This window comes from Qipengyuania sp. MTN3-11, assembly GCF_042851825.1.
Classification (GTDB): Bacteria; Pseudomonadota; Alphaproteobacteria; order Sphingomonadales; family Sphingomonadaceae; genus Qipengyuania.
Genome location: NZ_BTGM01000002.1, coordinates 668,248 through 689,641, shown reverse-complemented (window position 1 = coordinate 689,641; position 21,394 = coordinate 668,248). Strand labels below are relative to the sequence as shown.

Here is a 21,394-nt window from a genome sequence, read left to right as displayed (position 1 = left end):
TCCTCAGTGATCGTGGCTCGCGCCCGACTTCTCGATGTCGGCCTTGATCACGTAGCTGTTCTCGGATGCGTAGACGGTGCCTGCATCGATCCCGCTCAGCACCTCGGTCCACTCGGGACCTTCCTGACCAAGCTCGAGCATCCGCACCTCGTAGGTCTCGCCGATCTTGGCGAAGACGACGCGAAAATCGCGGAATTGCTGGATGGCGTCCGTTCTGACGGCGAGAGGCACCCGTCGCTGGTCGACCGAGACCAGACCCCGGACCGCCATTCCCGGTCGCCAGAAGCCATCGCGATTGGGGAGCGGCGCACGCGCGGTCACCGCCTGGCTGCTGACTTCCGCCAGAGGCAGGAAGTCCCGGATGCGGGAGCCCTGCGCACGCTGGCCTTCGAGGCCCCGGATGAGCACCGATTGTCCCGGGCGAACCCGCTCGATGTCGCGCGGGAAGATCGGGAAGGTCGCAACCGTGCGCGACGGATCGGAGATGACGAACATCGGGCCGCTGTCCGCGATGTCACCGATGTTCGTATTGCGCTGGGTGATCACTCCGGAAATCGGCGCGTAGATCGGATAGGTCTGCAACGATGAGCTGCTTTCCACCCGCGCCAGCAACGCCCCCCGGGCTACACGATCGCCAAGATTGGCATGCAGCGACATGACGGTGCCCGGGAATTTGGCTCCCACCTCGGCGCTGCCGGAGGGATCGAGCTCCACCCGTCCGATGATTTCCACGGTTTCACCGACCTGCTGCGGTCCGACCGTTTCGGTCCGAATGCCGGCCGCACGTGCCGCCTCGTCCGATATGGTAACCCGACCCTCGTAGGATTCGAACGCCCATCGATGGGTGTTGTCGCCTTCGCTTGCCACCACCACCACGTCGAAACTGTGCGGTTCGACGAGAACCCCCTGGCCCCGGAGGTAATCCTGTTCCGGTTCGAATTCGAAGGTGGTCTTTTCACCGTCCAGACGCGTGATCATGACCCGGGCACGGATTGTATCGGGATCGACGGGCTCGTTGTCACGGTAGGCGTAGAGACGGTATTCGGGCGGAACACCGTCTTCGAAGACGGTAACCTCGACAGCGAAGTCGCCGTCACGAAGCATGCGACCGTTGTGTGGACCGCGCTCGTACTCGCCCTCTGCGACTGCCTGTTCTTCGGAAGTTTCCGGCGTATCCGCCGACTGGCCGCAGGCGGTAAGTGTCGCTGCAAAGCACGCAGCAAGGAATAAATGCGTCTTGCGCATGATCAATAACCCCCAACAAGTTCGATGAAGCGGCCAGTCAGTCGGTCGTAGTCGACCTTGGCCTGATGATATTCGGCGAGCGCATCGACGAAGCGGACTCTGGCTTCGTGCAATGCGGTCTGGGCAATGGAGACATCGAGAAAGGTGAACCCTCCGCGATTGTAGCCGGCACGGACCTCCCGAAGGGTCTGTTCGGCACCAGGCACCACCTGCTCCTGGATCGCCTCGGCCTCGTGGCGCGCCTCTTCGACGCGTTCGGCAGCCAGAGCGATCTGCCGGCGACGCTGGAACCGTTCGACCGCGAGGTCCGCCTCGACCTGCCGCTGCTCGGCCGCGGCGCGGTCGATGTTGGCCCGATTGAGCGCGCGGTTGGGCAAAGGCAGCGAGAAGCCCGTAATGACGGCGACGTCGCCATTGCCGAACAACCTGGGCCCCGCGAAGACAGTTGGATCGGTCCGCGAATTGGCTTCCTGGAGCCGATAGTTCGCGTCCGCCCTCTCGCGCCGGGCTTGGAAGACGGCAAGATCGACTGGTGTAAGGTCGGTACTGGTGGTGGCAATCTCTTCGGCTTCAAGAAAGCCCGAGGTCACGACCCCGATGCTGCCTGGATCCCCGCCGGTAAGAAGCGCCAGGCGCGCCAGAGCGGCTTCGAAGGCGTGTTCCGCCAGCCCAAGATCCACTCGGGCTTCGGCCAGTTGCGTGCGGGCCCGAGTACCGGCGAAGAGAGGGTCGCGCGCCTCATCGACCCTGCGCTGCACCTCATTGGCGAGGGTCTCGGCGATCTCGACCCTGCTCCTGGCAAGTTCGAGCGACAGGGCCGCAGCCTGCGCTTCCACGTACAACGCCTGGACTTCGCTTGCGAGATCGAGACGCCGAACGAGTGCCTCGGCCTCGGCAACGGCGATATCGCCTTGCGCGAGGCCCACACGCGCCGCGCGCTTGCCGCCTCGCTCCAGTCGCTGGTTGTAGGTCCCGTCGATCTGCCATTGCGAAAAGCCCGGGGTGCCGATGTTCTCGACGGTCCCATCGATCGTGGGTGCAGGGTTGGTATCGGCAGCGCTTCGCACTGCGGTGAGGCCGTCGAGGCGCGCGGCGGTCGCCTCGCCCTGCGGTGAACTGGCGACCGCAGTTCGAACGGCCTCCTCGAGTGTGTACGTCTGGGCGGATGCCGAGGTCGCCCACACCAACGTGGCCGCCAGAAGGGCGGCACGCGTGGACACGTGCATGATAGATTGCTCCTGATTGTCTGAACGGAAAGTGGCCCGGAATGCGGGCCGGATTCAGAAAATCAGGCTGATGGGGGCTGGGTTAACGGAGCTGGCGAAAAGCCGATGAGAGGCGATGTCTCGCCCGGCCGCAGAAGTGTTCGAGGCGCTGGGGCGTTGCCCGCGAACTCGGTCTGGTCCGGCATCGCAATCGAACTGTGCGAATGCGAAGCGGGGTGCGGCACGATATCTTCGGACGCGACCGAATCGGCGTCTGTCTCGACCTCGATGACATCGGCGGAATTGTGCTCATGCGCATGATGCGCGCTTGCCGCCTCGTGTGCATGCGCCGCTTCCAGATGCGGAATCGATCCCGGAAGCCCGCCATGCGAGACCAGGAGCAATGCCAACAAAAACAGGAAATGGAGCTGGCGCATTGGCGGGCGGTTAGCCGATCGCAAGCGAATGGGCAAGCCGCGGGGATCGGTCTTTGTGCGATTGCTTGCCGTGCAACCCCGTGTCCGACGGAAGATCCGGCGCGTGCAACGTGAAACGCAGCAAGGAGAGAGGAGAGGGAGCTTTGCTCTTCCTGAACCGGGACATGCCCGTCCCGGCGATCAGGAGAACTCCCATGACCAAGTCCCGCAGCACCGCTTCAGCTTCGCCGGCCCAGCGCATCACCGCCGCCATCATCGAAAAGCTTGAGCAAGGCACCAAGCCATGGGTCAAACCGTGGCGCGGTGTGCCGGTTTCGCGGCCCTTGCGCGCCTGCGGAACGCCCTATCGCGGCATGAACACCTTCTGGCTGTGGATGGTGGCCGATGGCTGCGGCTACGCCTCGCCTTACTGGATGACCTACCGCCAGTGCCAGAAACTCGGCGGACAGGTCCGCAAGGGCGAGAAATCGACCATCGCGATCTTCTACAAGAGCTATACCAAGGAGGTCGAGAACGCCGAAGGCGAGGCCGACAGCGAAAACCGGCGCGTGCTCAAGGCCTATGCCGTGTTCAACGCTGACCAATGCGACGGTCTCCCCGAGTTCTATCACCCCAAGCCACTCGTTGCCGCGCTTGAGCCCGAAGGACGCGAAGACCGCCTTGATGCCTTCTTTGCCCATATCGGCGCCGACTTGCGGCATCATGGTGCGCAGGCCTATTACGAGCCGCTGCGCGACCGCGTCACAATGCCGCCAGCCGAACTCTTCGAAGCCTATGACCACTACTACGCAACGCTCGCACACGAGCTGTCGCACTGGACGGGGCATTCTTCGCGGCTCGACCGCGATCTCAAGAATCGCTTTGGCAGCGATGCCTATGCTGCCGAGGAATTGATCGCCGAGCTGTCCTCGGCCATCCTCGGGGCCGAACTGGGTCTTCCGGTCACCCACCTCGACCATCACGCCAGCTACATCGCGTCCTGGCTCAAGACCCTCAAATCGGACGAGCGCGCGATCCTCACCGCCGCGGCCAAGGCCGAGGAAGCGGCCAGCCTGTTGCTTGACCTTGGGGGTCACCAATCCTGCGAAAGCGAGACCGATGTCGATCTCGCTGATGCAGCCTGAGGAGCGGTGAGATGGGACGTTCCGTCAGCTATCCAACTGGCTCCGTGGTTGCCTTTCGCCTGCTTGATGAAGGCGAAGACCAAGATGTCGACTGGGCCTATGAGTGCCTAGTCGACGAGATCATCGATACCGCGAAGGCGGCCTTTCCTTCCTTTAAGCGCTTCGATGGATGGCGCGGCCGCGAGGACCGTATCCTCCTGCGAAACGCCTTCGCCGATTGCGGCATATCGACCTATTGTGGGCTCGCCGCGATCTGGCTCGCCGTACGCGATGATTCCCATTACTGGGAGGCGGACTTCTACGTCCCACGAACTGCAAGGGCACGGCATTGGCTCGCCCAAGTGTCGGGAAGGTTCATCGACCTGTTCGGTGAGTTGCGCCTGGTCGGGCGGTTCTCGAATGGCGAAGCGATCTTCGAGCGCTCCCGATCCACCTGCGACACCGGGTCCTGATCCTGCCTCATCCCTCTCCGCCGGGAGAGGCCCTTGGGCCGGTCGGGGCGCGCCGCAACCTGCGGCCCGTCGGCCCGTGTTACCCGCGCCAGCCTAGGGCCGCAGGTTTCCCGCTGCGCGGTGCGTCACGCCCCCTTTTCCCGGCCCTGATCGGGCTCCGGCGGACAGGGCCGAGGCAATGGTGCCTCCTCTCCTTGTCCCCGCGATCAGGAGACACCCCATGTACGACAGCTTCATCGACCAGTTGAGCGGCCTCGATCTCTCAGGCCTGAGCATCAGGCCGGCCCCCTTCAACGAGACCGACTTTCCCTGCGAGGACGCGATCGAGCAGACGCTTGGCGCCGTATGGTCCGACCTCTTCGCGATGTTTTCCGACACAGCCCTGGAAGCCGATGCCGAGGATATTGCCTGGGGCATGGTCAATCTGTTCCACCGCGCAGCCAGCCGCAAGTCGGCTCAACTTGATCGGGCCAGCGACGAGATCCGGGTCCTCCTCGCATCAGCCGACGGGTCCGAAGTGCATTCGAGCAATCTTGAAGAGCAGGTTGAGCGCGCGCAGGCTGCCGAAGCCAGCATGCTTGCCTTTGAGCAGATGCGCGAGGCGGCGGCAGCACTTTACCGCGACGAGACCGGCTCCTCTTGGAAGCCCGTTTCGGGCTCGCGCACGAGCCATTCGCGCCACTTCACATCGGCCGTGATCGATGCCCGCGATTTTCTACGCGCACGCGCTGAGAACCGTCGTCACGCCTTGATCCCTGAAGGAACTCCAGTCGTCTTTGCGGGTGGTCGCCAGAGCTTTGAAAGCGCCGAGGACGCGCGCGCCTACGCCGAGAACATCTGGGCGACGCTGGACAAGGTTCGCGATGCGGTTCCCGATCTCTTCCTGGTCCATGGCGGCGACGGCAAGGGTGCCGATCGTCTGGCAGCGAGTTGGGCCGAGCGCCGCGAAGTCCAGCAGCTGACTTATTCGCTCGATCGTCGTCTCGGTGCCCGCGCCGGGTTCAAGCGCAACGAGCAGATGCTCTCGCTCAATCCGCGTTACGTCGTCGCCTTTCCGGGCAATGGCGTAACCGAACGGCTGGTGATCGATGCCAAGACGCGCCGGATCACCGTGGTCGATCGCAGGACCGTCACGTTCCGATCCAAGATTAAGGGATAATAGTCTGTTGGTCGCCGCAGCATTTCTATGATCGGTTGGCTGCGGCGATCATCACAGACAATCGTCGTCGATTGCCTTTTCGGTTGGAGAGGGGATTTCTTGGAAAGGGCATCTCGGGGTATCAGCCTCGCATGCATCACGCCGACTCCAATCCGCTCGCCCATGATCACAACTTCCTGAGCGCCTCGCACGACGCCCATGAGCGGCGCACGCGTTATGTCGTTGCCTTGACCGCCGCGATGATGGTGGTCGAAATCGTCGCTGGCCTGTGGACCGGATCGATGGCGCTTCTCGCCGATGGTATCCACATGGCGACCCATGCAGGTGCCTTGGGCGTCGCGGCCTTCGCCTACTGGTTTGCCAGGCGCCATGCGAACAACCCGCGTTTCACATTCGGTACCGGCAAGGTGGGCGACCTCGCCGGCTTCGCGAGCGCGCTTGTCCTCGCCATCTTCGCAATCGGGATCGCGGTTGAATCGGCTCAAAGGTTCGTCAGTCCGCTCACGATTGCCTATACCGAGGCTATCTGGATCGCCGTGCTCGGCCTCGTGGTGAACCTCGCGAGTGCCTGGCTGCTTGGTGCCGATCATCACCATGGGCATGATCACGACCATCATCATCACCACGACCATGCGCATGCCGATAACAATCTGCGCTCCGCCTATTTCCACGTGCTTGCCGATGCCCTGACCTCCGTCCTGGCTATCGTGGCCCTTCTCGCCGGCATGTACCTCGGCTGGGCATGGATGGACGCGGCAATGGGGCTGGTGGGTGCATTCGTGATCGGGCGCTGGTCATGGTCACTGCTGCGCGATACCGCTGCCGTGCTTGTCGACGCCGAAGCGGCCTCTGAACGGTACACAGAGGTGCGCGAGGCGCTCGAGGACCGGGACGCCGCGATCGGCGATCTGCACATCTGGCGGATCGGTCCCGGCAAGTATGCAGTCATCGCCTCGCTCATCGCCGATGATCCGCTCGCGCCCGACAATTATGCCAGCCGACTTTCAGAGCATGCAGAATATGTGCACGTCACGATCGAAGTTCATCGCTGCGAGCATCCGCATCCCGAGCTTCGCGCGGCCTGATCGCGCCGTTCTAACAGACCGAAACAGTATTCGAGGACTGTTATACTGTAACAAAAGACTTATACTTCATCGTGTTATGGAACTTGCAATCTTGATGCGGTTTGCTAGGAGCCGTTGGAATCCATGACTACAAGCTATCGTCGCCTTGTCCTGCACCCTTTCGTCGTCCTGCTCATGCTGGTCGCGATGGTGTTCGTGACGGCGGCGGATGCTGCTGCTTGCGGTGCCGAAGTGGCGCCCGGAAGCACGCCCGTTCTGGCTTCGCTCGATAGCGCGTCTGCGTCATCCGCAGCCGCCGATGAAGTGCCGGGCGATCCGGATGCGCCGGCCGAGCAACACGGCGTGTGTGGACACGGCCATTGCCATCACGGGGCGAGCTTTGCCGGCACCGTGCAGAAGAATTCGGTCCCTCACTTGGTCGTGGTTCCCGATGCGCCTCCCGCCGAAGCGCTCGCTTCCGAAATTGCCGACCGACTGAAGCGCCCCCCTCGCGCCTGACGACCGTCACCGCGCTGCATGCCGCAGCGCAGTTCGGATCGTCAGCAGAGGAATTTTCGAAAAATGTCAGCCATTCATTGGCGAGGGGTCCTCCTTGGAGGGCTGTTCCTCGCCGCTCAAGCCACGACCGTGGCGGCGCAGGAGCGTGAGCTTCTGACGCTCGAAGCTGCGCTCGCTCGTGCGGGCATCGTCGACAGCGCAGATGAGCCCCCAGAAAATCCGCGCCTGATCGGACCGCGGGCCGAAGCCGACGCGGCGCGGGCCCTGGTCGACCAGGCGCGGCTGCGGCCCAACCCCGAAATTGCTTTCGAAGCCGAAAACATTGCCGGAAGCGGCGCATTTTCGGGATTGCAGGCCACCGAGTACACTTTGTCCCTGAGCCAGCGGCTCGAATTGGGCGGCAAACGAGGAGCGCGCGTCCGCGCCGCCCAGGCGGAGGCGCGCGTCGCGACCCTTTCAGGAGCGCTCTCGGTTGCTCAGCTCGGGCGATCGGTGCGCGAGCGCTATGTGGAAGCCGTCGCTGCGGCAGCCCGATTGGAACTCGCGCGGGACATAGTCGAGCGCAACCGCGAGCTTGCCAGGATCGCAGGGGTACTGGTCGATGTCGGGCGGGAGCCTCCCTTGCGTTCGCTTCGTGCCGAAGCGGCACTTGCGGAGGCGCTCGCGGAGCTTGAAGCGGCCCTGGCTGCCGACAGTGCGGCGAGGAATGCGCTGGCCGCGCTTTGGGGCGAGGCAGCACCTGCTGCGGACGTGCCTTCGGTGTTCCCCGAGATCGAACCTCCGGCAACGCTGCTCGCCTCGCCTTCGGCCTTACGTCTCCAGATCGCCCGTGCCGAACGCGAGGCTGCAGATGCCGCGATCGCCCGGGAACGCTCTTTAGGCATTCCGGATCCGGCGATATCCGCCGGTGTCCGACGGTTCGAGGAAAGCAGAGACCAGGCGTTCCTCGTAGGCGTTTCGATCCCGCTTCCATTCCGTAATCGCAACCAAGGAAACATCGCTGCTGCCGAGGCGCGGCTTCGCGCCGCGACGGCACGGGAGGCGATTGCCCGCACCGATTTCGAACTCGAAGTCACGCAGGCTCGCGGACAATTTCTGGCAGCCGAAGCGCGGGTCGAGACCCTCGCGGAGACCTCCTTGCCCCAAGCCGAAGAAGCCTTGCGCCTCGTTCGGATTGGCTACCGCAACGGCAGATTTCCGCTGATCGAAGTTCTGGCTGCGGCCGAAGCGCGCGACACCATCCGTGAAGCATTGATTCAAGCCCAGGAAGATCGTGGCCGCCTGGCGGCGACGCTGATCTGGCTCGGCGCACAATGAGGTATTTCCAAATGAACCGTAGACGTCTGGCCGTTTTTATCGGCGTGATCGTTTCAATCGCCGCTGCAGTGTTTATGCTGTGGCCAAGTGGCAGTGCCGACCAGCACATTGAGGAAACGCGCGAGGAGGCCGAGCTTCCCGAAGGGCTTGTCCTGCTTGGCGCCGAACAAATCGAAGCGTCCCAGATAGAGGTCGAAACCGTCGGTCAGGGATCGGCGGTCGAGCTGGTCTTTCCGGCCACCGTCGCGGCAAGCCCGACGGCAAGTGCCCGCATCGATGCCCGCGCAGCGGGCGTAGTCCGCAGTGTCGGCAAAACGCTGGGTGATTACGTGAGGCAGGGAGAGACGATTGCCCGCATCGAGAGCGCCGACGCCGCTGCTCTTGCGGCGCAACTCAGCGCAGCGGGCGCGCGGGTCAACGAATTGTCTGCTGCCTACGATCGAGAGCGCCGCCTTTTCGAAGCCAATGTCACCGCGCGGCAGGATCTCGAGGCCGCCCGAGCCAATCTGCAGGTTGCTCAATCGGAACTTGCGCGTGCCCAAGCGGCAGTCTCGGCGGCGGGTGTTAGCGGCGACGGGCGCTCCCTCGCGGTTACGAGCCCGCTCGCGGGCCGAGTGACCTCGGCGCCTATCGTTCTCGGGTCCTTCGTCGAGGCCGGAGAAGAACTCTACCAGGTCGTGAACCCGAGCGGCATGCAGGTCGAGGTTGCCCTCCCGTCGGCTGAAGCAAGCCGCATCCAGCCTGGCGACGAGGCCACGCTGGAAATCGCGGACAACCGGGAAGTGGGTGCGCGCGTGCGATCCGTCACTCCCTCGCTCGATCCCGAAAGCCGCAGCGCTACGGCGGTCCTGTCGCTGGCAAGGCCGATCCCCGGCCTGCAACCCGGTGCGTTCTTGCAGGCACGTATCCGCCCCTCGGGTGAGGTCGATACCGGCCGCATGTCGGTGCCGGAAAGTGCCGTCCAGACAATCGATGGCGCAGAGGTGGTCTTCGTTCGCACGCGCCGCGGGTTTCAAACCCGTCGAGTGGTCACCGGTGCGCGTTCGGGAGGACGGGTGGTCATCGAGTCCGGTCTCGAAGCAAATTGGCGGATAGCCACCGCCAACGCCTTCTTGCTGAAGGCTGAACTCGAGAAGGAGGAGGCCGAGCATGGACACTGATCACATGCAGGACGCGGATCGCCCCCACCGCCATGGCCTGATCGGCATGATCCTCGACGTCGCCGTGCGCTTTCGCTGGGCGATGGTCGTGCTGACCCTCGGTGTGGCAATCTTTGGCGTGGTGAATTTGCTCCGCCTGCCCATCGATGCTGTGCCCGATATCACCAACGTACAGGTGCAGATCAACACCGAGGCACCAGCCCTTTCGCCCTCGCAAGTCGAGACGCAGGTCACCTATCCTGTCGAAACCGGGCTTGCTGGCATCGAGGGTCTGGAAATGACACGCTCGATATCGCGCAACGGGTTCAGCCAGGTGACCGCGATTTTCGAGGAAGGGACCGACATCTATTTCGCGCGTCAGCAGGTCAACGAACGGCTGACGCCCATAAGCGCTTCGCTGCCCGAGGGTGCCGAACCGGTGATGGGACCCATCTCGACCGGCTTGGGCGAAGTGCTCATGTATACCATCGAGTACGAATATCCTGACGGCAAGGAAGCGCCGCGGGGCGGAGCGGTCGGATGGCAGTCCGACGGGAGCTTCGTGACCGAACGTGGCGACCGGCTCGACAGCGATGTTGCCAAGGCTGCCTATCTGCGAACCATTCAGGACTGGGTGGTTGCACCGCTCATGCGGTCGGTCGACGGTGTGGCAGGTGTCGACTCCATCGGCGGCTTCGAAAAGCAATATCTCGTCCAACCCGATCCCGCACGATTGACCGGTTACGGTTTGTCGTTCGACGAGGTGATCGACGCGCTGGAAGCGGCCAATCTCGCCGAAGGGGCCAATTTCGTCGAACGGGCCGGTGAAGCCCTCCTCGCCCGGGTCGATGCGCGCCTCGGCAGCGTCGAGGATATCGAGCAGGCGGTCGTTTCCACCCGCGAGGGAGTGCCTATTCGCGTAGGGGACATCGCCACGGTCAGCATCGGCGGTGACCTTCGAACTGGCGCGGCGTCGCTGAATGGCGATGAAGCGGTCGTGGGCACCGTGCTCATGCGCGCGGGCGAGAATAGCCGCACCGTTTCGGCCCAGGCGGCCGAACGGCTTGAGGAAGTCCGCAGCTCCCTGCCGGAAGGAATTGTCGCGGAGATCGTCTACAACCGGTCTTCCCTGGTCGATGCGACGATCGCGACCGTCGAGAAGAACCTTGTCGAGGGCGCGCTTCTGGTCATTGCGATCCTGTTCTTGCTGCTGGGCAACATCCGGGCAGCGATCATCGCGGCGCTGGTCATCCCCTTTTCCATGCTGATGGCATCGATCGGAATGAACCGGCTCGGCGTTTCGGGCAATCTCATGAGCCTGGGTGCGCTGGACTTCGGCCTGATCGTCGATGGTGCCGTCATCATCGTCGAGAACAGCGTCGCGAGGCTCGCGGCTCGACAGGAACACGAGGGCCGACTTCTTACACTTGGTGAGAGGTTGACGGAAACGCGGCTTGCCGCGCAGGAAATGATCAAGCCAACCGTGTACGGCCAGGCGATCATTCTTCTCGTCTTCGCACCGCTTCTCACCTTTACCGGCGTCGAAGGCAAAACCTTTTCACCCATGGCGATCACGGTCATGCTCGCGCTCGCCTCGGCGTTCGTGTTGTCGCTGACCTTCGTCCCGGCAATGATCGCCATCCTGCTCAACAAGAAGCTGACGGAAAAGGAGGTCAAGCCGATCCGGATCGCCAAGGAGCGATACGGACCGCTGGTCCGCAAGGCGATCACCCGCCCCTGGCCGGTCATCGGCATGGGCGTCGGCATCTTCGCCTTTGCGGCCTTCGTGTTCAGCTTCCTCGGGAGCGAGTTCACACCGCAATTGGACGAGCGCGACATCGCCGTGCAATCGCTGCGTATTCCTTCGACATCGCTCGAACGTTCGCTCGCGATGCAAAGGCGGGTAGAGGACCGGCTCGAGCAATTTCCGCAAGTCGAGCTTGTCTTTTCGCGGACGGGCACGGCGGAAGTGGCCAGTGACCCGATGCCGCCGAACGCTTCCGATGCGTACGTGATCCTCAAACCCCGTGAGGAATGGCCCGATCCCGACCTCGCCAAGGACGAGTTGGTCGCGCAAATGGAGAGCGCCCTCAGCAGTCTCGTCGGCAACCTTTACGAGTTCAGCCAACCGATCGAATTGCGGTTCAACGAATTGATCGCAGGCGTTCGCGGAGATGTTGCCGTCAAGATCTACGGAGACGATCTCAGCGCCATGACCTCGGCGGCGAACGAGGTTGCGGGCGTGCTGCGCAATGTCGACGGCGCCGCGGACGTCAAGGTCCAGCAAGTGACCGGGTTCCCCACCCTCGATATTGCCTTCGATCGGCCAGCGATTGCCCGTTACGGGCTGAAGGTCGAAGACGTTGCGCAATCGGTGGCGATCGCACTGGGCGGTCGGCCTGCGGGCCTCGTTTTCGAAGGCGATCGCCGCTTCGATGTGGTTGTGCGGTTGTCGGACGCGACCCGCGACGATTTCGACCAGTTGGGTGCTTTGCCGGTGCTGCTCCCGAACGGGGCAACCATACCGCTACGCTCGGTTGCCGAGTTCCGTGTGGTGGATGGTCTCGCGGAGGTTCGCCGGGAACAGGGACGCAGACTGGTGATCGTTTCGTCCAACGTGCGAGAACGCGACCTCGGGTCTTTTGTAGAAGAGGCCCAGGAAAGGGTTGCGGCGCAGGTCGAACTGCCCGCTGCCGCGTTTATCGAGTGGGGCGGTCAATACCAGAACCTCCAGGCTGCTCAGGAAAGACTTCAGATAGTCATTCCTATCGCTTTCGCGGTCATTCTCTTGCTGCTTTACATGGCGGTTGGGGGCTGGGTGCCGGCGCTCGCCGTATTCAGCGCGATCCCGTTGGCCCTGGCAGGCGGGATTTTCTCCTTGGCTCTACGCGGGATGCCATTCTCGGTATCTGCGGCGGTAGGCTTTATCGCCCTGTCGGGTGTGGCGACCTTGAATGGCCTCGTGATGGTGACTGCGATCCGTCAGCGGCTCGACAGGGGCATGGCGCTCGATGACGCCATCGTCGATGGTGGATTGGCGCGCCTAAGGCCGGTTCTCATGACCGCGCTCGTTGCATCGCTCGGCTTCGTGCCGATGGCCATTGCGACCGGGACCGGCGCGGAAGTGCAACGTCCCTTGGCGACAGTCGTCATTGGAGGGTTGATCACCGCCACCGCGCTGACCCTTTTCGTCTTGCCCGCAATCTTGAAGCTGGTTTTCGGGACCAGAGAAGATGACCGGACCTGGCGACAGCGTTGGTGGGACAGGCTGCGGCGCAATGTGACAAGCGATGAGCAGCGCGAGCTGAAGGACATCACATGACCGATCGGGAAAGGAGAATACGGTGCTGGCACTGAAGGAAAAGAACGGACTGCTCTGGATACGTGCCGGAGGCAGGCAGGGGGATGAAGCCTATGACCGCTTTGTTCCCCAATTCGAACATATCGCAGAGCGCGAGGCCGGTACCGTCCCGATGGTGATCGAGCTCGCGCCTGACTTTTCGGGTTGGAACTTCGGAGGTCTCTGGCGCGATCTCAAGTTCGACATCCGGCATAAGGATTGTTTCGGCCGGATCGCCATAATCGGCGACAGCGAATGGGAAGAGTGGGGCACGAAATTGTCATCCTCACTCTTCCGCACCGAAATGAAGTTCTTCCGGCCAACACAGCGTAGTCATGCGGAAAGCTGGGTACAAACCGAGGAGGACGCAGCATGAGTGGCGGACATGAGGTCGATGTCGGGTCGCCTGAAAAGCGCAAGACCCTGTGGGTTGTCCTGTGGCTTAACGTGGCCATCGCGATCGGCTTTTTCGCGGTCGGGTATTTTGCCGATTCTAATGCGCTGTTGGCGAACGGCCTCGATAATTCATCCGATGCCATCGTTTATGCGCTCAGCCTGCTCGCGCTGACCCGCTCACGGACCTGGAAACGCGGGGCCGCACGTTTCTCCGGCATCATGCTGCTGATCTTCTCTGCTGGGGTTATCTTCGATGCTTACCGACGGTTTGTGGAAGGGTCCGATCCGGGCGGGATATTGATGATGGCGATGGCGTTCATCGCGGGGATGGTCAATCTCTATTGCCTGCGCCTGCTGCAGAAGATGGAGAACAAGGACGTCAATATGCGGGCGGCGACCACCTTCAGCTTCAACGACTTTATCTCTAATGGCGGGATCATTATCGCCGGCATCATTGTGATGCTGACCGGAACCAACTGGCCCGACCTCGTTGTGGGCATCGCGGTAGCTTGCATCGCTCTCTATGGCGGCATCGAGATTCTGCGCGACGCTCACATGGATAGCCACGACGATGCGGGAACCAAACACGGCGAGAAGAGGAATTGACCCTATTCGATCTTCCTGCACAATGTGTCCGATGCGCTGGCTTCGGCCGGTGTGATCGTGGCTGGCGTGCTCATTCTGCGATACGAACTTTATATCGCCGATCTGACCATCACGGTGGTCATTGGTGACTTTGTGATCTGGCAGGGCGTTACTTTGTTGCCTCGCACGGTGCGTCTCTTGATGGGCGCGGTGCCGGACGAAAGCGAGTTCGATCGCATTGTGAGCGACCTGCGTGACGCAGAAGGCGTGGCCGACGTCCATCACGTCCAAGTCTGGAGCATCAGCGAGCATTATCGCGCGCTTGAGGCGCATGTCGTTCCTGCCGAATCTTCGTTGCAGGCTTTCGAGGATGTGAAGGCGCGGGCTCGCGGTATGCTCGAGACGCGGCACGCCATCACCCATGCAACGTTCGAAGCCTGCCTCGCTGCCAACTGTGATCCGGTTATGGTCCCGGGCCATCAGGTCGAAAAGAACCAATGCCAAGACCATGATCACGACCATTGACAAGCGCGGCGATCAGGTCGGCCGCTGCAAGCAAGCAGTTTGGTAGCGCACGGCATGAACCGCCCTGCAACTCGTAAATGAGGACCGACGAATGAAAGCTTCCGATCTTATGGTCGCCGCGCTCGAGGCAGAGGGTGTCGAGTATGTTTTCGCCGTTCCAGGCGAAGAGAACCTGGATCTTCTGGAATCGCTGCGAACTTCCACCATCACGCTGGTTCTGGCCCGTCACGAACAGGGCGCTGGCTTCATGGCGGCAACTTATGGCCGCCTGACCGGCAAGGCAGGTGTGTGCCTGGCAACACTCGGGCCAGGTGCCACGAACCTGACCACACCGGCGGCCTATGCCGCGCTCGGAGCCTTCCCGCTCGTGATCATTACCGGGCAGAAACCGATCAAGACCTCGAAACAGGCCCAGTTCCAGATTGTCGACGTCGTTTCCCTGTTCACCCCGCTGTGCAAGGCATCGACCCAGATTGTGAACGGCAACCGCATCCCGTCGCTCGTTCGCGAGGGATTTCGCCTGGCGCAGGAAGAAAGGCCGGGCGCTGTGCTGCTCGAGCTGCCCGAAGACATTGCTGAAGAGCAAACGGTCGAACCTGTCATACCGCCGCATGACAGGCGCTATGCCGTAGCGGGTGACGCCGCTCTAGATGAGGCAGCGAGACGTATCCTCGCTGCACAGAGACCTCTGCTACTGATCGGAGCCGGAGCGAACCGCCGCCGCGCTTCGAAGGCGTTGCGCAAATTCGTATCCGATACGGGCTTTCCCTTCTTTGACACCCAGATGGGCAAAGGCGTGGTCGATGAAGATAGCGAGCTCTATCTGGGCACCGCAGCACTATCGTCGGGAGATTATGTTCACTGCGCGATCGAAAAGGCCGATCTGATCGTCAATATCGGTCACGATGTGGTTGAAAAGCCGCCCTTCTTCATGGAGCCGGGCGGGCAGACCGTCATCCACATCAATTACAAGGCGGCCGAAGTCGATCAGGTCTACTTCCCGCAGCTCGAGGTCATCGGCGACATCGCCGGATCGGTCGAGCGCCTCGGAAGCCGTTTGGATGGCAAGCTCCAATGCGACCGCGGCTATTATACCGCGCTGCATCGCGAGATTGCTTCGCACATCTCCGAAACCAGCGACGACGAACGTTTTCCGATGGTCCCCCAGCGCGTGGTTGCCGACGTACGCAGCGTAATGGCGCGCGATGATATCGTTGCGCTCGACAACGGCATCTACAAGATCTGGTTCGCCAGAAACTACATTGCGAATGAACCGGGCACCATCCTTCTCGACAATGCATTGGCGACGATGGGCGCGGGCCTTCCGTCGGCCATGGTGGCGGCGATGCTGTCTCCCGGGCAAAGAGTTCTCGCGGTATGCGGTGATGGCGGGTTCATGATGAACTCGCAGGAGCTGGAAACGGCCGTCAGGCTGGGCCTGAACCTCGTCGTACTCGTCTTGAACGATGCGGCATACGGCATGATCCGCTGGAAGCAGGACCAGCTCGGTTTTCCGGACTACGGCCTGACCTTTTCCAATCCCGACTTTGTCACCTATGCACAAAGCTATGGAGCGACCGGCCACCGTATCGAGCGAAGCGCGGATCTGGTTTCGCTCCTGAACGCCGCATTCGAGGCTGGCGGCGTGCACCTTGTCGATCTGCCTGTCGACTATTCCGAAAACAAGAAGGTGCTAATCGACGAACTCGGCGCGAAGGTGTGCGAGCTATGAAAACGATCGTTCGCAATCCCTTCGACCGCTCGCAGGTTGCAGAAGTGCCGCTTGTCGACTGGGCCCAAATCGATGAATGGCTGAATGAGGCGCAGTTGCTCCACCGCGACCGCAATTGCTGGCTTGCCGTGCACGAGCGTATCGCCATCCTCCGGCGGGCGGCGGATATCATGCGTGAACGAGCCGAGGAATTGGCTCTCCAGATCGTCAGGGAGGGCGGCAAGCCCCTGGTCGATGCGCGGGTGGAAGCCAGACGCGCGATCAACAGCGTCGACTTGTGCGTTCAGGCGCTGAGTGAGGGCGGCGGCCATGAAATTCCGATGGACCTGACAGAAGCGGGTGCGGGAAGGACGGCCTATACCTTCCGCGAACCGATCGGTCCTGTCGTGGCAATCTCTGCATTCAATCACCCCCTCAATTTGATCGTCCATCAGGTCGGCCCGGCAGTGGCAACCGGGTGCCCCGTACTCATCAAGCCTGCACTGGAAACGCCTCTGTCATGCCTCAGCTTCGTGAGCATTCTTAGCGAAGCCGGCCTGCCTGAGGCCTGGTGCCGGTTCACACCTTGCAGCAACGATATCGCCGAAAGAATGGTAACCGATCCGCGGACGGCATTCTTCTCATTCATCGGTTCTGCGAAAATTGGCTGGATGCTCCGCTCGAAGCTGGCGCCGGGAACCCGCATTGCTCTCGAGCACGGCGGGGCGGCGCCGGTAATCGTGGACAGCGGCGTGGAACGCGAAGCGGTGATCGCCTCGTTGCTTAAAGGCGGATTCTACCATTCGGGTCAGGTCTGCGTTTCCGTACAGCGCGTATTCGTCCCTGCTGCAGAATTGAAAGACTTCGCCAATGACCTAGGGCGAGCTGTCGAAAAGCTGGTCGTGGGCGATCCCGCCGATGCTCAGACCCAATGCGGCCCCTTGATCCGGACGGAGGAAGTTGACCGCGTCGAACGTTGGGTCGATGAGGCCATCGCAGCAGGCGGCACCTTGGTGTGCGGGGGAAGCCGTCTGAGTGACACTTTTTTCTCCCCGACCGTCATTCTCGAACCTCCGGAAAGTGCCAAGGTGTCCCAGGAAGAAATCTTCGGCCCCGTGATCTGCGTGTATGGCTATGACGATATCGATCTGGCTATCGAGCAGGCCAATGCCCTGCCTTACGCCTTTCAGGCCGCTGTATTTACCGATCGGCTGTCAATCGCAAATCATTGCGTCGCGTCTCTGACTGGATCGGCGGTGATGGTGAACGACCATACTGCGTTCCGCGTCGACTGGATGCCTTTTGCAGGGCTGCGCCGTTCCGGGCTGGGCGTCGGCGGGATCGCCTACACGATGGCGGATATGAGCTTTGAAAAAATGGCCGTTTGGAACTGGCCGGCGGCGCTATCTTAACCCGTTCGTCGGACCTCCCGGGACGGCGACACGGGCAGCCTCGCACGCGTTGGCCTCACCCGGAGTTGAGACCGGCATGGACGGCGGACAAAGCCCTGCGTTGGCGAGCCTGAGCAAACTGGCGCACAAGGCGCGAACATCAAGGCTCGGCGGTACCAGCGAGCGCATCGATTATGCGGCATTCGCCTACAGTGTCTTGCTCGCAGGCAGCGATCATACGCCCAAGTTCCGTCCGCAACGTCTTCAGGCTTGCGATCTTGCGCTCGACTTCGTGGAGATGGCTTCTGGCCAGAGCGTCGATGCCCGCGCAGGACCGGTCGACATCATCGGAAAGATCGAGCAACTCCCTGATCCGTGCCATCGAGAAGCCGAGATCACGCGCGCGCCGTATGAAATTGAGGCGCGCTTCCTCTGCTGGTCCATAGTCGCGATAATTGGCCTGCGTGCGCGGAGGGGCCGCAAGAATACCCTCGCGCTCGTAGTAGCGGATTGTTTCCGATTTGACGCCTGTTATCCGGGCGACTTGACCAATTCTCATATCGTCAGTTCCAGTCGCTTGACCTTGTAGTAGCTACAAGGTGCATAGGCTGTCTCGAAACTAGGAGTCGAGTGGATGGCGAAGAATTGTTGCGATGCTGCCGATGTCGGCGATGCCCATAACGATCCGAGATGGCGCCGGGTCCTGTGGGTGGCCCTCGCTCTCAACGCCATTATGTTCGCTATCGAAATCGTGGCCGGGATAGCCGCAGATTCGCGCGCGCTGCAGGCCGATGCACTCGATTTTCTCGGTGATTCAGCCAATTACGCCATCAGCCTCGGAGTTGCCGGAATGGCAATTGTATGGCGCGCACGCGCGGCGCTCGCGAAAGCGGCGACCATGCTGGGATTTGGTCTTTGGGTCCTTGGCTCGGCACTTTGGGGGTTTTTTGTGGGTGCCTCACCAGATGCCGGCACGATGGGCATCGTCGGTTTCCTGGCGCTCGCAGTAAATCTCGCGGTCGCGGCGATGCTCTTTCGGTATCGAACCGGGGACGCGAATATGCGCTCGGTGTGGATCTGTTCGCGCAACGACGCGATCGGAAACGTCGCGGTGCTCGCGGCCGCGGTCGGTGTCTTCGGGACGGGGGCGGCATGGCCCGATCTTGCTGTTGCGGGAATCCTGGCAAGCCTGGCGATCTGGGGGAGTGCCGACGTGTTCGCCCAGGCGAGGCGCGAGCTCAGGACAGCATGAAAGGTCCGAAGTACAGCCGCCGGTTGCGTCCGACATGAGAAGTAGCCTATTCGCTATTGCGAGTTAGTTGCATATCCTTAAGGGGGCTCGGATGCCTGTTTCCATTCCATCGCCGCACAAGGTGCTCAAGGTCTTCATACTGGCCCTCCTTCTGAGCCTGTCGGGCATGGCGCGCGCGGAGGGCTCAGAGGTGCGCACGACGTGGCGCCTTCTCGACTACATCGCTGTCGATTACTCCGCAGCGGTGTCGAACGGGCAGGTCATTGACAATTTCGAATATGACGAAATGGTCGAATTTTCTTCGACCGTCGGCGAACAAGTAGCCGCGCTTCCCGATGCTTCGGCCAAACCCGGTCTAATCGCGATGTCTGTGGACCTGCGTCAGGCGATTGAGAAGAAAGCTTCGGTCGAGCGCGTTTCCCGGCTGGCCCGTGCCTTGGGTGGATCGCTGTTGGAGGCGTACCCGGTTCCGCTGGCTCCCCGAAGCCCGCCCGATTTGTCTCGCGCATCGACACTCTTTTCCCAGAACTGCGCCTCGTGTCACGGTGCATCGGGCCGTTCCCCTCCGGCAGCCAGCATGACGCTCGAGCCTCCTCCGATCGATTTCACCGATGCCGACCGAGCGCGCCAGCGCAGCATTTTCGGTCTCTATCAGGTCATAACACAGGGCCTTGAGGGCACGTCGATGCCCAGCTTTGCTGGACTTTCGGAAGCCGATCGCTGGGCCCTCGCATTCTATGCAGGCGGCATTGCATTCGAGGATCTCGAACGGGGGGAGAAAATCTGGCGCGAAGATGACCGGGTGCGGCGTCTGATACCCGATCTCGAGACACTTGCGGCCATCACGCCCGCAGAGCTCGCCGACGCGATCGGAGAGAACCGGGCATTGGCCGTCATGGCATACCTGCGATCAAATCCCGGAGTTGTCAGCCAGAGAAGCGAGAACGGCTCGCTCGATCTTGCGCGGCAGACCCTGCAGCAAAGTCTCGCCGCCTACGAGCGGGGCGAACGCGCAGAGGCGCGCCGACTAGCTCTGTCGGCCTATCTTGACGGCTTCGAACCGGTCGAGGGTATTCTCGCGACGCGCGATGGTGATCTCATGCGGCAGATCGAGCAAGCGCTCAGCCAATATCGTTCAGATATCGAGCGCAACGTGCCTGTCTCGCGATTGCGCGAACGACACGCTTTCGCCGCGAGCCTGCTTGAGCAAGCGGATGTCGCTCTCGCGCCCGAAGCAGCCAGCGACATCTCCACTTTTCTGGGTGCCTTCACGATCCTGCTGCGCGAGGGGATAGAGGCACTTCTCGTGGTGATTGCCATGATCGCCTTCGTTCGCAAATCGGATCGCGGCGAAGTAATCGCCTACGTTCATGGCGGCTGGATCGCCGCGCTGCTGGCAGGCGTCGCCACCTGGGTGGCCGCGACCTACTTCGTCGCTATTAGCGGAGCGAGCCGCGAGCTCACCGAAGGATTCGGTGCGCTGTTGGCGGCGGTCATCCTCATTTCCGTCGGGATCTGGATGCACGGCAAGAGCCAGGCAGATGAATGGCGACGCTATATTCAGCAAAGGATGGGGAAGGCTCTTTCCAGGCGATCAGCATGGTTTCTCTTCGGGCTCGCTTTTGTCGTAGTCTATCGCGAAGCCTTCGAGACGATCCTGTTCTATGCCGCCCTCTGGACCCCTGATAGCAGTTCGGTGATACTTGCAGGGGCGGTGTCGGCTCTCGCCGTCCTGTCGGCTCTTGCATGGTTCATGCTCCGCTACAGCCGCAAGCTGCCGATCACGCAATTCTTCAAGTACAGCGCGATACTGATCGCAGTCCTCGCGATCATCCTGGCCGGCAAGGGTGTGGGCGCGTTCCAGGAAGCGGGCACGATCTCCATGACCGCGGTGTCGGGACTTCCCCGCCTGCCCGATCTCGGGTTCTTTCCCACCGTGGAAACGCTCGCCGCTCAGCTGGTAGCCTTCCTCGCTTTGGTGCTTGGATTTCGCTACGGTAATCGTCACCACCGCTCACAGTAGCGGGGCATCTCGAACTTGCTCTAATTGTTCGGGAGACGCTCCTTCGGTCCGACGCCTATTCTGCGGACCAGCCACAGGGTCGCAGTAGGGACAATGACCCACATGAGCATAGGAACAAGTCCAATATGCGTTCCTGGCAGCAGGGGCATGAGATCGCTGTAGGTCCAGCCCCAGTCGGCCCCGACCGCGAGAACCTCGACGCTCGCAGTGATGACAAGACCTGTCGCGAGGTATGCACTAAACCGTCCCGCGGGCCAGCGCACCAGCCATGGGGAATACGAGTTGCCGATGGAGCCCGCGAGATAGGCCGCGACCATGATACCGGCATCGCCGAGCGATGCGAGGCCGCAGCGGTATGCGGCCTGCGCGGGCGTCAGGCCGCCCGCCTCGTAGAACGGCAATTGTAGCATCTCCCAGACGAACGCGATCAGAAACCCGATCACCGAAATCCAAACCAATGGATGTGCGCCGCGCCATGGTTCACCGCTCGGATTAGCGCTCGTTCCATGC

General features: G+C 61.9%; 20 protein-coding genes. 15 read left to right on the top strand and 5 right to left on the bottom strand.

What is annotated here, in order from left to right:
- Positions 1–3: 3 nt before the first annotated feature.
- From ACGHN1_RS10655 to ACGHN1_RS10645, 3 genes are all read right to left on the bottom strand, one after another.
- The gene (locus ACGHN1_RS10655) at positions 4–1,245 is read right to left on the bottom strand and encodes an efflux RND transporter periplasmic adaptor subunit (RefSeq protein WP_251104438.1); all 1,242 of its coding nucleotides are present in this window, start codon (positions 1,243–1,245) and stop codon (positions 4–6) included.
- A gap of 2 nt (positions 1,246–1,247) precedes the next feature.
- Positions 1,248–2,471 (bottom strand): TolC family protein, encoded by a 1,224-nt coding sequence (locus ACGHN1_RS10650; RefSeq protein WP_119511785.1) that lies wholly within the window; start codon positions 2,469–2,471, stop codon positions 1,248–1,250.
- A 62-nt stretch (positions 2,472–2,533) separates the two neighbouring features.
- On the bottom strand, positions 2,534–2,887 hold the full coding sequence (locus tag ACGHN1_RS10645; protein WP_119511784.1) for a hypothetical protein: 354 nt from the start codon (positions 2,885–2,887) through the stop codon (positions 2,534–2,536).
- Positions 2,888–3,081: 194 nt separating this feature from the next.
- Between ACGHN1_RS10645 and ACGHN1_RS10640 the strand changes: the two genes are divergently transcribed.
- The 13 genes from ACGHN1_RS10640 to ACGHN1_RS10580 all read left to right on the top strand — a co-directional run bounded on the left by ACGHN1_RS10640 (position 3,082) and on the right by ACGHN1_RS10580 (position 17,630).
- Positions 3,082–4,011 (top strand): ArdC family protein, encoded by a 930-nt coding sequence (locus ACGHN1_RS10640; protein ID WP_390550854.1) that lies wholly within the window; start codon positions 3,082–3,084, stop codon positions 4,009–4,011.
- Between the two features lie 11 nt (positions 4,012–4,022).
- Positions 4,023–4,463 carry a hypothetical protein gene (locus tag ACGHN1_RS10635; RefSeq protein ID WP_230782974.1) on the top strand — a complete coding sequence of 147 codons (441 nt, stop codon included), beginning with the start codon at positions 4,023–4,025 and terminating at the stop codon, positions 4,461–4,463.
- 220 nt (positions 4,464–4,683) lie between these two features.
- Entirely contained in the window at positions 4,684–5,622 is a 939-nt protein-coding gene (locus ACGHN1_RS10630) for a DUF2493 domain-containing protein (protein ID WP_221597118.1), read from the top strand.
- A gap of 131 nt (positions 5,623–5,753) precedes the next feature.
- The gene (gene dmeF, locus ACGHN1_RS10625; RefSeq protein ID WP_066558657.1) at positions 5,754–6,707 is read left to right on the top strand and encodes a CDF family Co(II)/Ni(II) efflux transporter DmeF; all 954 of its coding nucleotides are present in this window, start codon (positions 5,754–5,756) and stop codon (positions 6,705–6,707) included.
- 123 nt (positions 6,708–6,830) lie between these two features.
- Complete coding sequence (locus tag ACGHN1_RS10620) at positions 6,831–7,205, top strand: hypothetical protein (protein ID WP_123880465.1); 375 nt, start codon at positions 6,831–6,833, stop codon at positions 7,203–7,205.
- Positions 7,206–7,268: 63 nt separating this feature from the next.
- The gene (locus ACGHN1_RS10615; protein WP_251104437.1) at positions 7,269–8,522 is read left to right on the top strand and encodes a TolC family protein; all 1,254 of its coding nucleotides are present in this window, start codon (positions 7,269–7,271) and stop codon (positions 8,520–8,522) included.
- An 11-nt stretch (positions 8,523–8,533) separates the two neighbouring features.
- The gene (locus ACGHN1_RS10610; RefSeq protein ID WP_251104436.1) at positions 8,534–9,682 is read left to right on the top strand and encodes an efflux RND transporter periplasmic adaptor subunit; all 1,149 of its coding nucleotides are present in this window, start codon (positions 8,534–8,536) and stop codon (positions 9,680–9,682) included.
- A gap of 37 nt (positions 9,683–9,719) precedes the next feature.
- Entirely contained in the window at positions 9,720–12,983 is a 3,264-nt protein-coding gene (locus tag ACGHN1_RS10605) for an efflux RND transporter permease subunit (RefSeq protein ID WP_147367507.1), read from the top strand.
- Positions 12,984–13,005: 22 nt separating this feature from the next.
- Positions 13,006–13,377 carry an STAS/SEC14 domain-containing protein gene (locus tag ACGHN1_RS10600; RefSeq protein ID WP_046904065.1) on the top strand — a complete coding sequence of 124 codons (372 nt, stop codon included), beginning with the start codon at positions 13,006–13,008 and terminating at the stop codon, positions 13,375–13,377.
- Positions 13,374–14,003: a cation diffusion facilitator family transporter gene (locus ACGHN1_RS10595; RefSeq protein WP_008603820.1), complete on the top strand. Its 630-nt coding sequence runs from the start codon at positions 13,374–13,376 to the stop codon at positions 14,001–14,003. The genes ACGHN1_RS10600 and ACGHN1_RS10595 overlap by 4 nt, the downstream gene beginning before the upstream one ends.
- 24 nt (positions 14,004–14,027) lie before the next feature.
- Positions 14,028–14,507 carry a hypothetical protein gene (locus ACGHN1_RS10590; protein WP_243444630.1) on the top strand — a complete coding sequence of 160 codons (480 nt, stop codon included), beginning with the start codon at positions 14,028–14,030 and terminating at the stop codon, positions 14,505–14,507.
- Positions 14,508–14,598: 91 nt separating this feature from the next.
- Positions 14,599–16,239: an acetolactate synthase large subunit gene (locus ACGHN1_RS10585; protein ID WP_251104435.1), complete on the top strand. Its 1,641-nt coding sequence runs from the start codon at positions 14,599–14,601 to the stop codon at positions 16,237–16,239.
- On the top strand, positions 16,236–17,630 hold the full coding sequence (locus ACGHN1_RS10580) for an aldehyde dehydrogenase family protein (RefSeq protein ID WP_390550853.1): 1,395 nt from the start codon (positions 16,236–16,238) through the stop codon (positions 17,628–17,630). Before ACGHN1_RS10585 ends, ACGHN1_RS10580 begins: the two co-directional genes overlap by 4 nt.
- 139 nt (positions 17,631–17,769) lie before the next feature.
- Here the strand turns inward: ACGHN1_RS10580 and ACGHN1_RS10575 are convergent, their stop codons facing one another.
- Positions 17,770–18,168: a helix-turn-helix domain-containing protein gene (locus ACGHN1_RS10575; protein ID WP_251104433.1), complete on the bottom strand. Its 399-nt coding sequence runs from the start codon at positions 18,166–18,168 to the stop codon at positions 17,770–17,772.
- A gap of 75 nt (positions 18,169–18,243) precedes the next feature.
- On the opposite strand from ACGHN1_RS10575, the gene ACGHN1_RS10570 reads away from it, so the two are divergent.
- Entirely contained in the window at positions 18,244–18,861 is a 618-nt protein-coding gene (locus tag ACGHN1_RS10570) for a cation transporter (protein WP_251104432.1), read from the top strand.
- Between the two features lie 91 nt (positions 18,862–18,952).
- Positions 18,953–20,884, top strand: a complete 1,932-nt coding sequence (locus ACGHN1_RS10565) for a cytochrome c/FTR1 family iron permease (protein WP_202389008.1) — start codon at positions 18,953–18,955, stop codon at positions 20,882–20,884.
- A 20-nt stretch (positions 20,885–20,904) separates the two neighbouring features.
- Here the strand turns inward: ACGHN1_RS10565 and ACGHN1_RS10560 are convergent, their stop codons facing one another.
- Positions 20,905–21,342, bottom strand: coding sequence for a hypothetical protein (locus ACGHN1_RS10560; RefSeq protein WP_390550852.1), 438 nt, complete (start codon positions 21,340–21,342; stop codon positions 20,905–20,907).
- Positions 21,343–21,394: the final 52 nt, after the last annotated feature.

What these genes read in the sequence shown, in the direction of transcription:
- ACGHN1_RS10575 (WP_251104433.1), bottom strand. Translation starts at nt 18,168, where the DNA reads ATGAGAATTGGTCAAGTCGCCCGGATAACAGGCGTCAAATCGGAAACA.
- ACGHN1_RS10570 (WP_251104432.1), top strand. Translation starts at nt 18,244, where the DNA reads ATGGCGAAGAATTGTTGCGATGCTGCCGATGTCGGCGATGCCCATAAC.
- ACGHN1_RS10610 (WP_251104436.1), top strand. Translation starts at nt 8,534, where the DNA reads ATGAACCGTAGACGTCTGGCCGTTTTTATCGGCGTGATCGTTTCAATC.
- ACGHN1_RS10580 (WP_390550853.1), top strand. Translation starts at nt 16,236, where the DNA reads ATGAAAACGATCGTTCGCAATCCCTTCGACCGCTCGCAGGTTGCAGAA.
- ACGHN1_RS10640 (WP_390550854.1), top strand. Translation starts at nt 3,082, where the DNA reads ATGACCAAGTCCCGCAGCACCGCTTCAGCTTCGCCGGCCCAGCGCATC.
- dmeF (WP_066558657.1), top strand. Translation starts at nt 5,754, where the DNA reads ATGCATCACGCCGACTCCAATCCGCTCGCCCATGATCACAACTTCCTG.
- ACGHN1_RS10595 (WP_008603820.1), top strand. Translation starts at nt 13,374, where the DNA reads ATGAGTGGCGGACATGAGGTCGATGTCGGGTCGCCTGAAAAGCGCAAG.
- ACGHN1_RS10585 (WP_251104435.1), top strand. Translation starts at nt 14,599, where the DNA reads ATGAAAGCTTCCGATCTTATGGTCGCCGCGCTCGAGGCAGAGGGTGTC.
- ACGHN1_RS10650 (WP_119511785.1), bottom strand. Translation starts at nt 2,471, where the DNA reads ATGCACGTGTCCACGCGTGCCGCCCTTCTGGCGGCCACGTTGGTGTGG.
- ACGHN1_RS10635 (WP_230782974.1), top strand. Translation starts at nt 4,023, where the DNA reads ATGGGACGTTCCGTCAGCTATCCAACTGGCTCCGTGGTTGCCTTTCGC.
- ACGHN1_RS10645 (WP_119511784.1), bottom strand. Translation starts at nt 2,887, where the DNA reads ATGCGCCAGCTCCATTTCCTGTTTTTGTTGGCATTGCTCCTGGTCTCG.
- ACGHN1_RS10565 (WP_202389008.1), top strand. Translation starts at nt 18,953, where the DNA reads ATGCCTGTTTCCATTCCATCGCCGCACAAGGTGCTCAAGGTCTTCATA.
- ACGHN1_RS10615 (WP_251104437.1), top strand. Translation starts at nt 7,269, where the DNA reads ATGTCAGCCATTCATTGGCGAGGGGTCCTCCTTGGAGGGCTGTTCCTC.
- ACGHN1_RS10630 (WP_221597118.1), top strand. Translation starts at nt 4,684, where the DNA reads ATGTACGACAGCTTCATCGACCAGTTGAGCGGCCTCGATCTCTCAGGC.
- ACGHN1_RS10655 (WP_251104438.1), bottom strand. Translation starts at nt 1,245, where the DNA reads ATGCGCAAGACGCATTTATTCCTTGCTGCGTGCTTTGCAGCGACACTT.
- ACGHN1_RS10620 (WP_123880465.1), top strand. Translation starts at nt 6,831, where the DNA reads ATGACTACAAGCTATCGTCGCCTTGTCCTGCACCCTTTCGTCGTCCTG.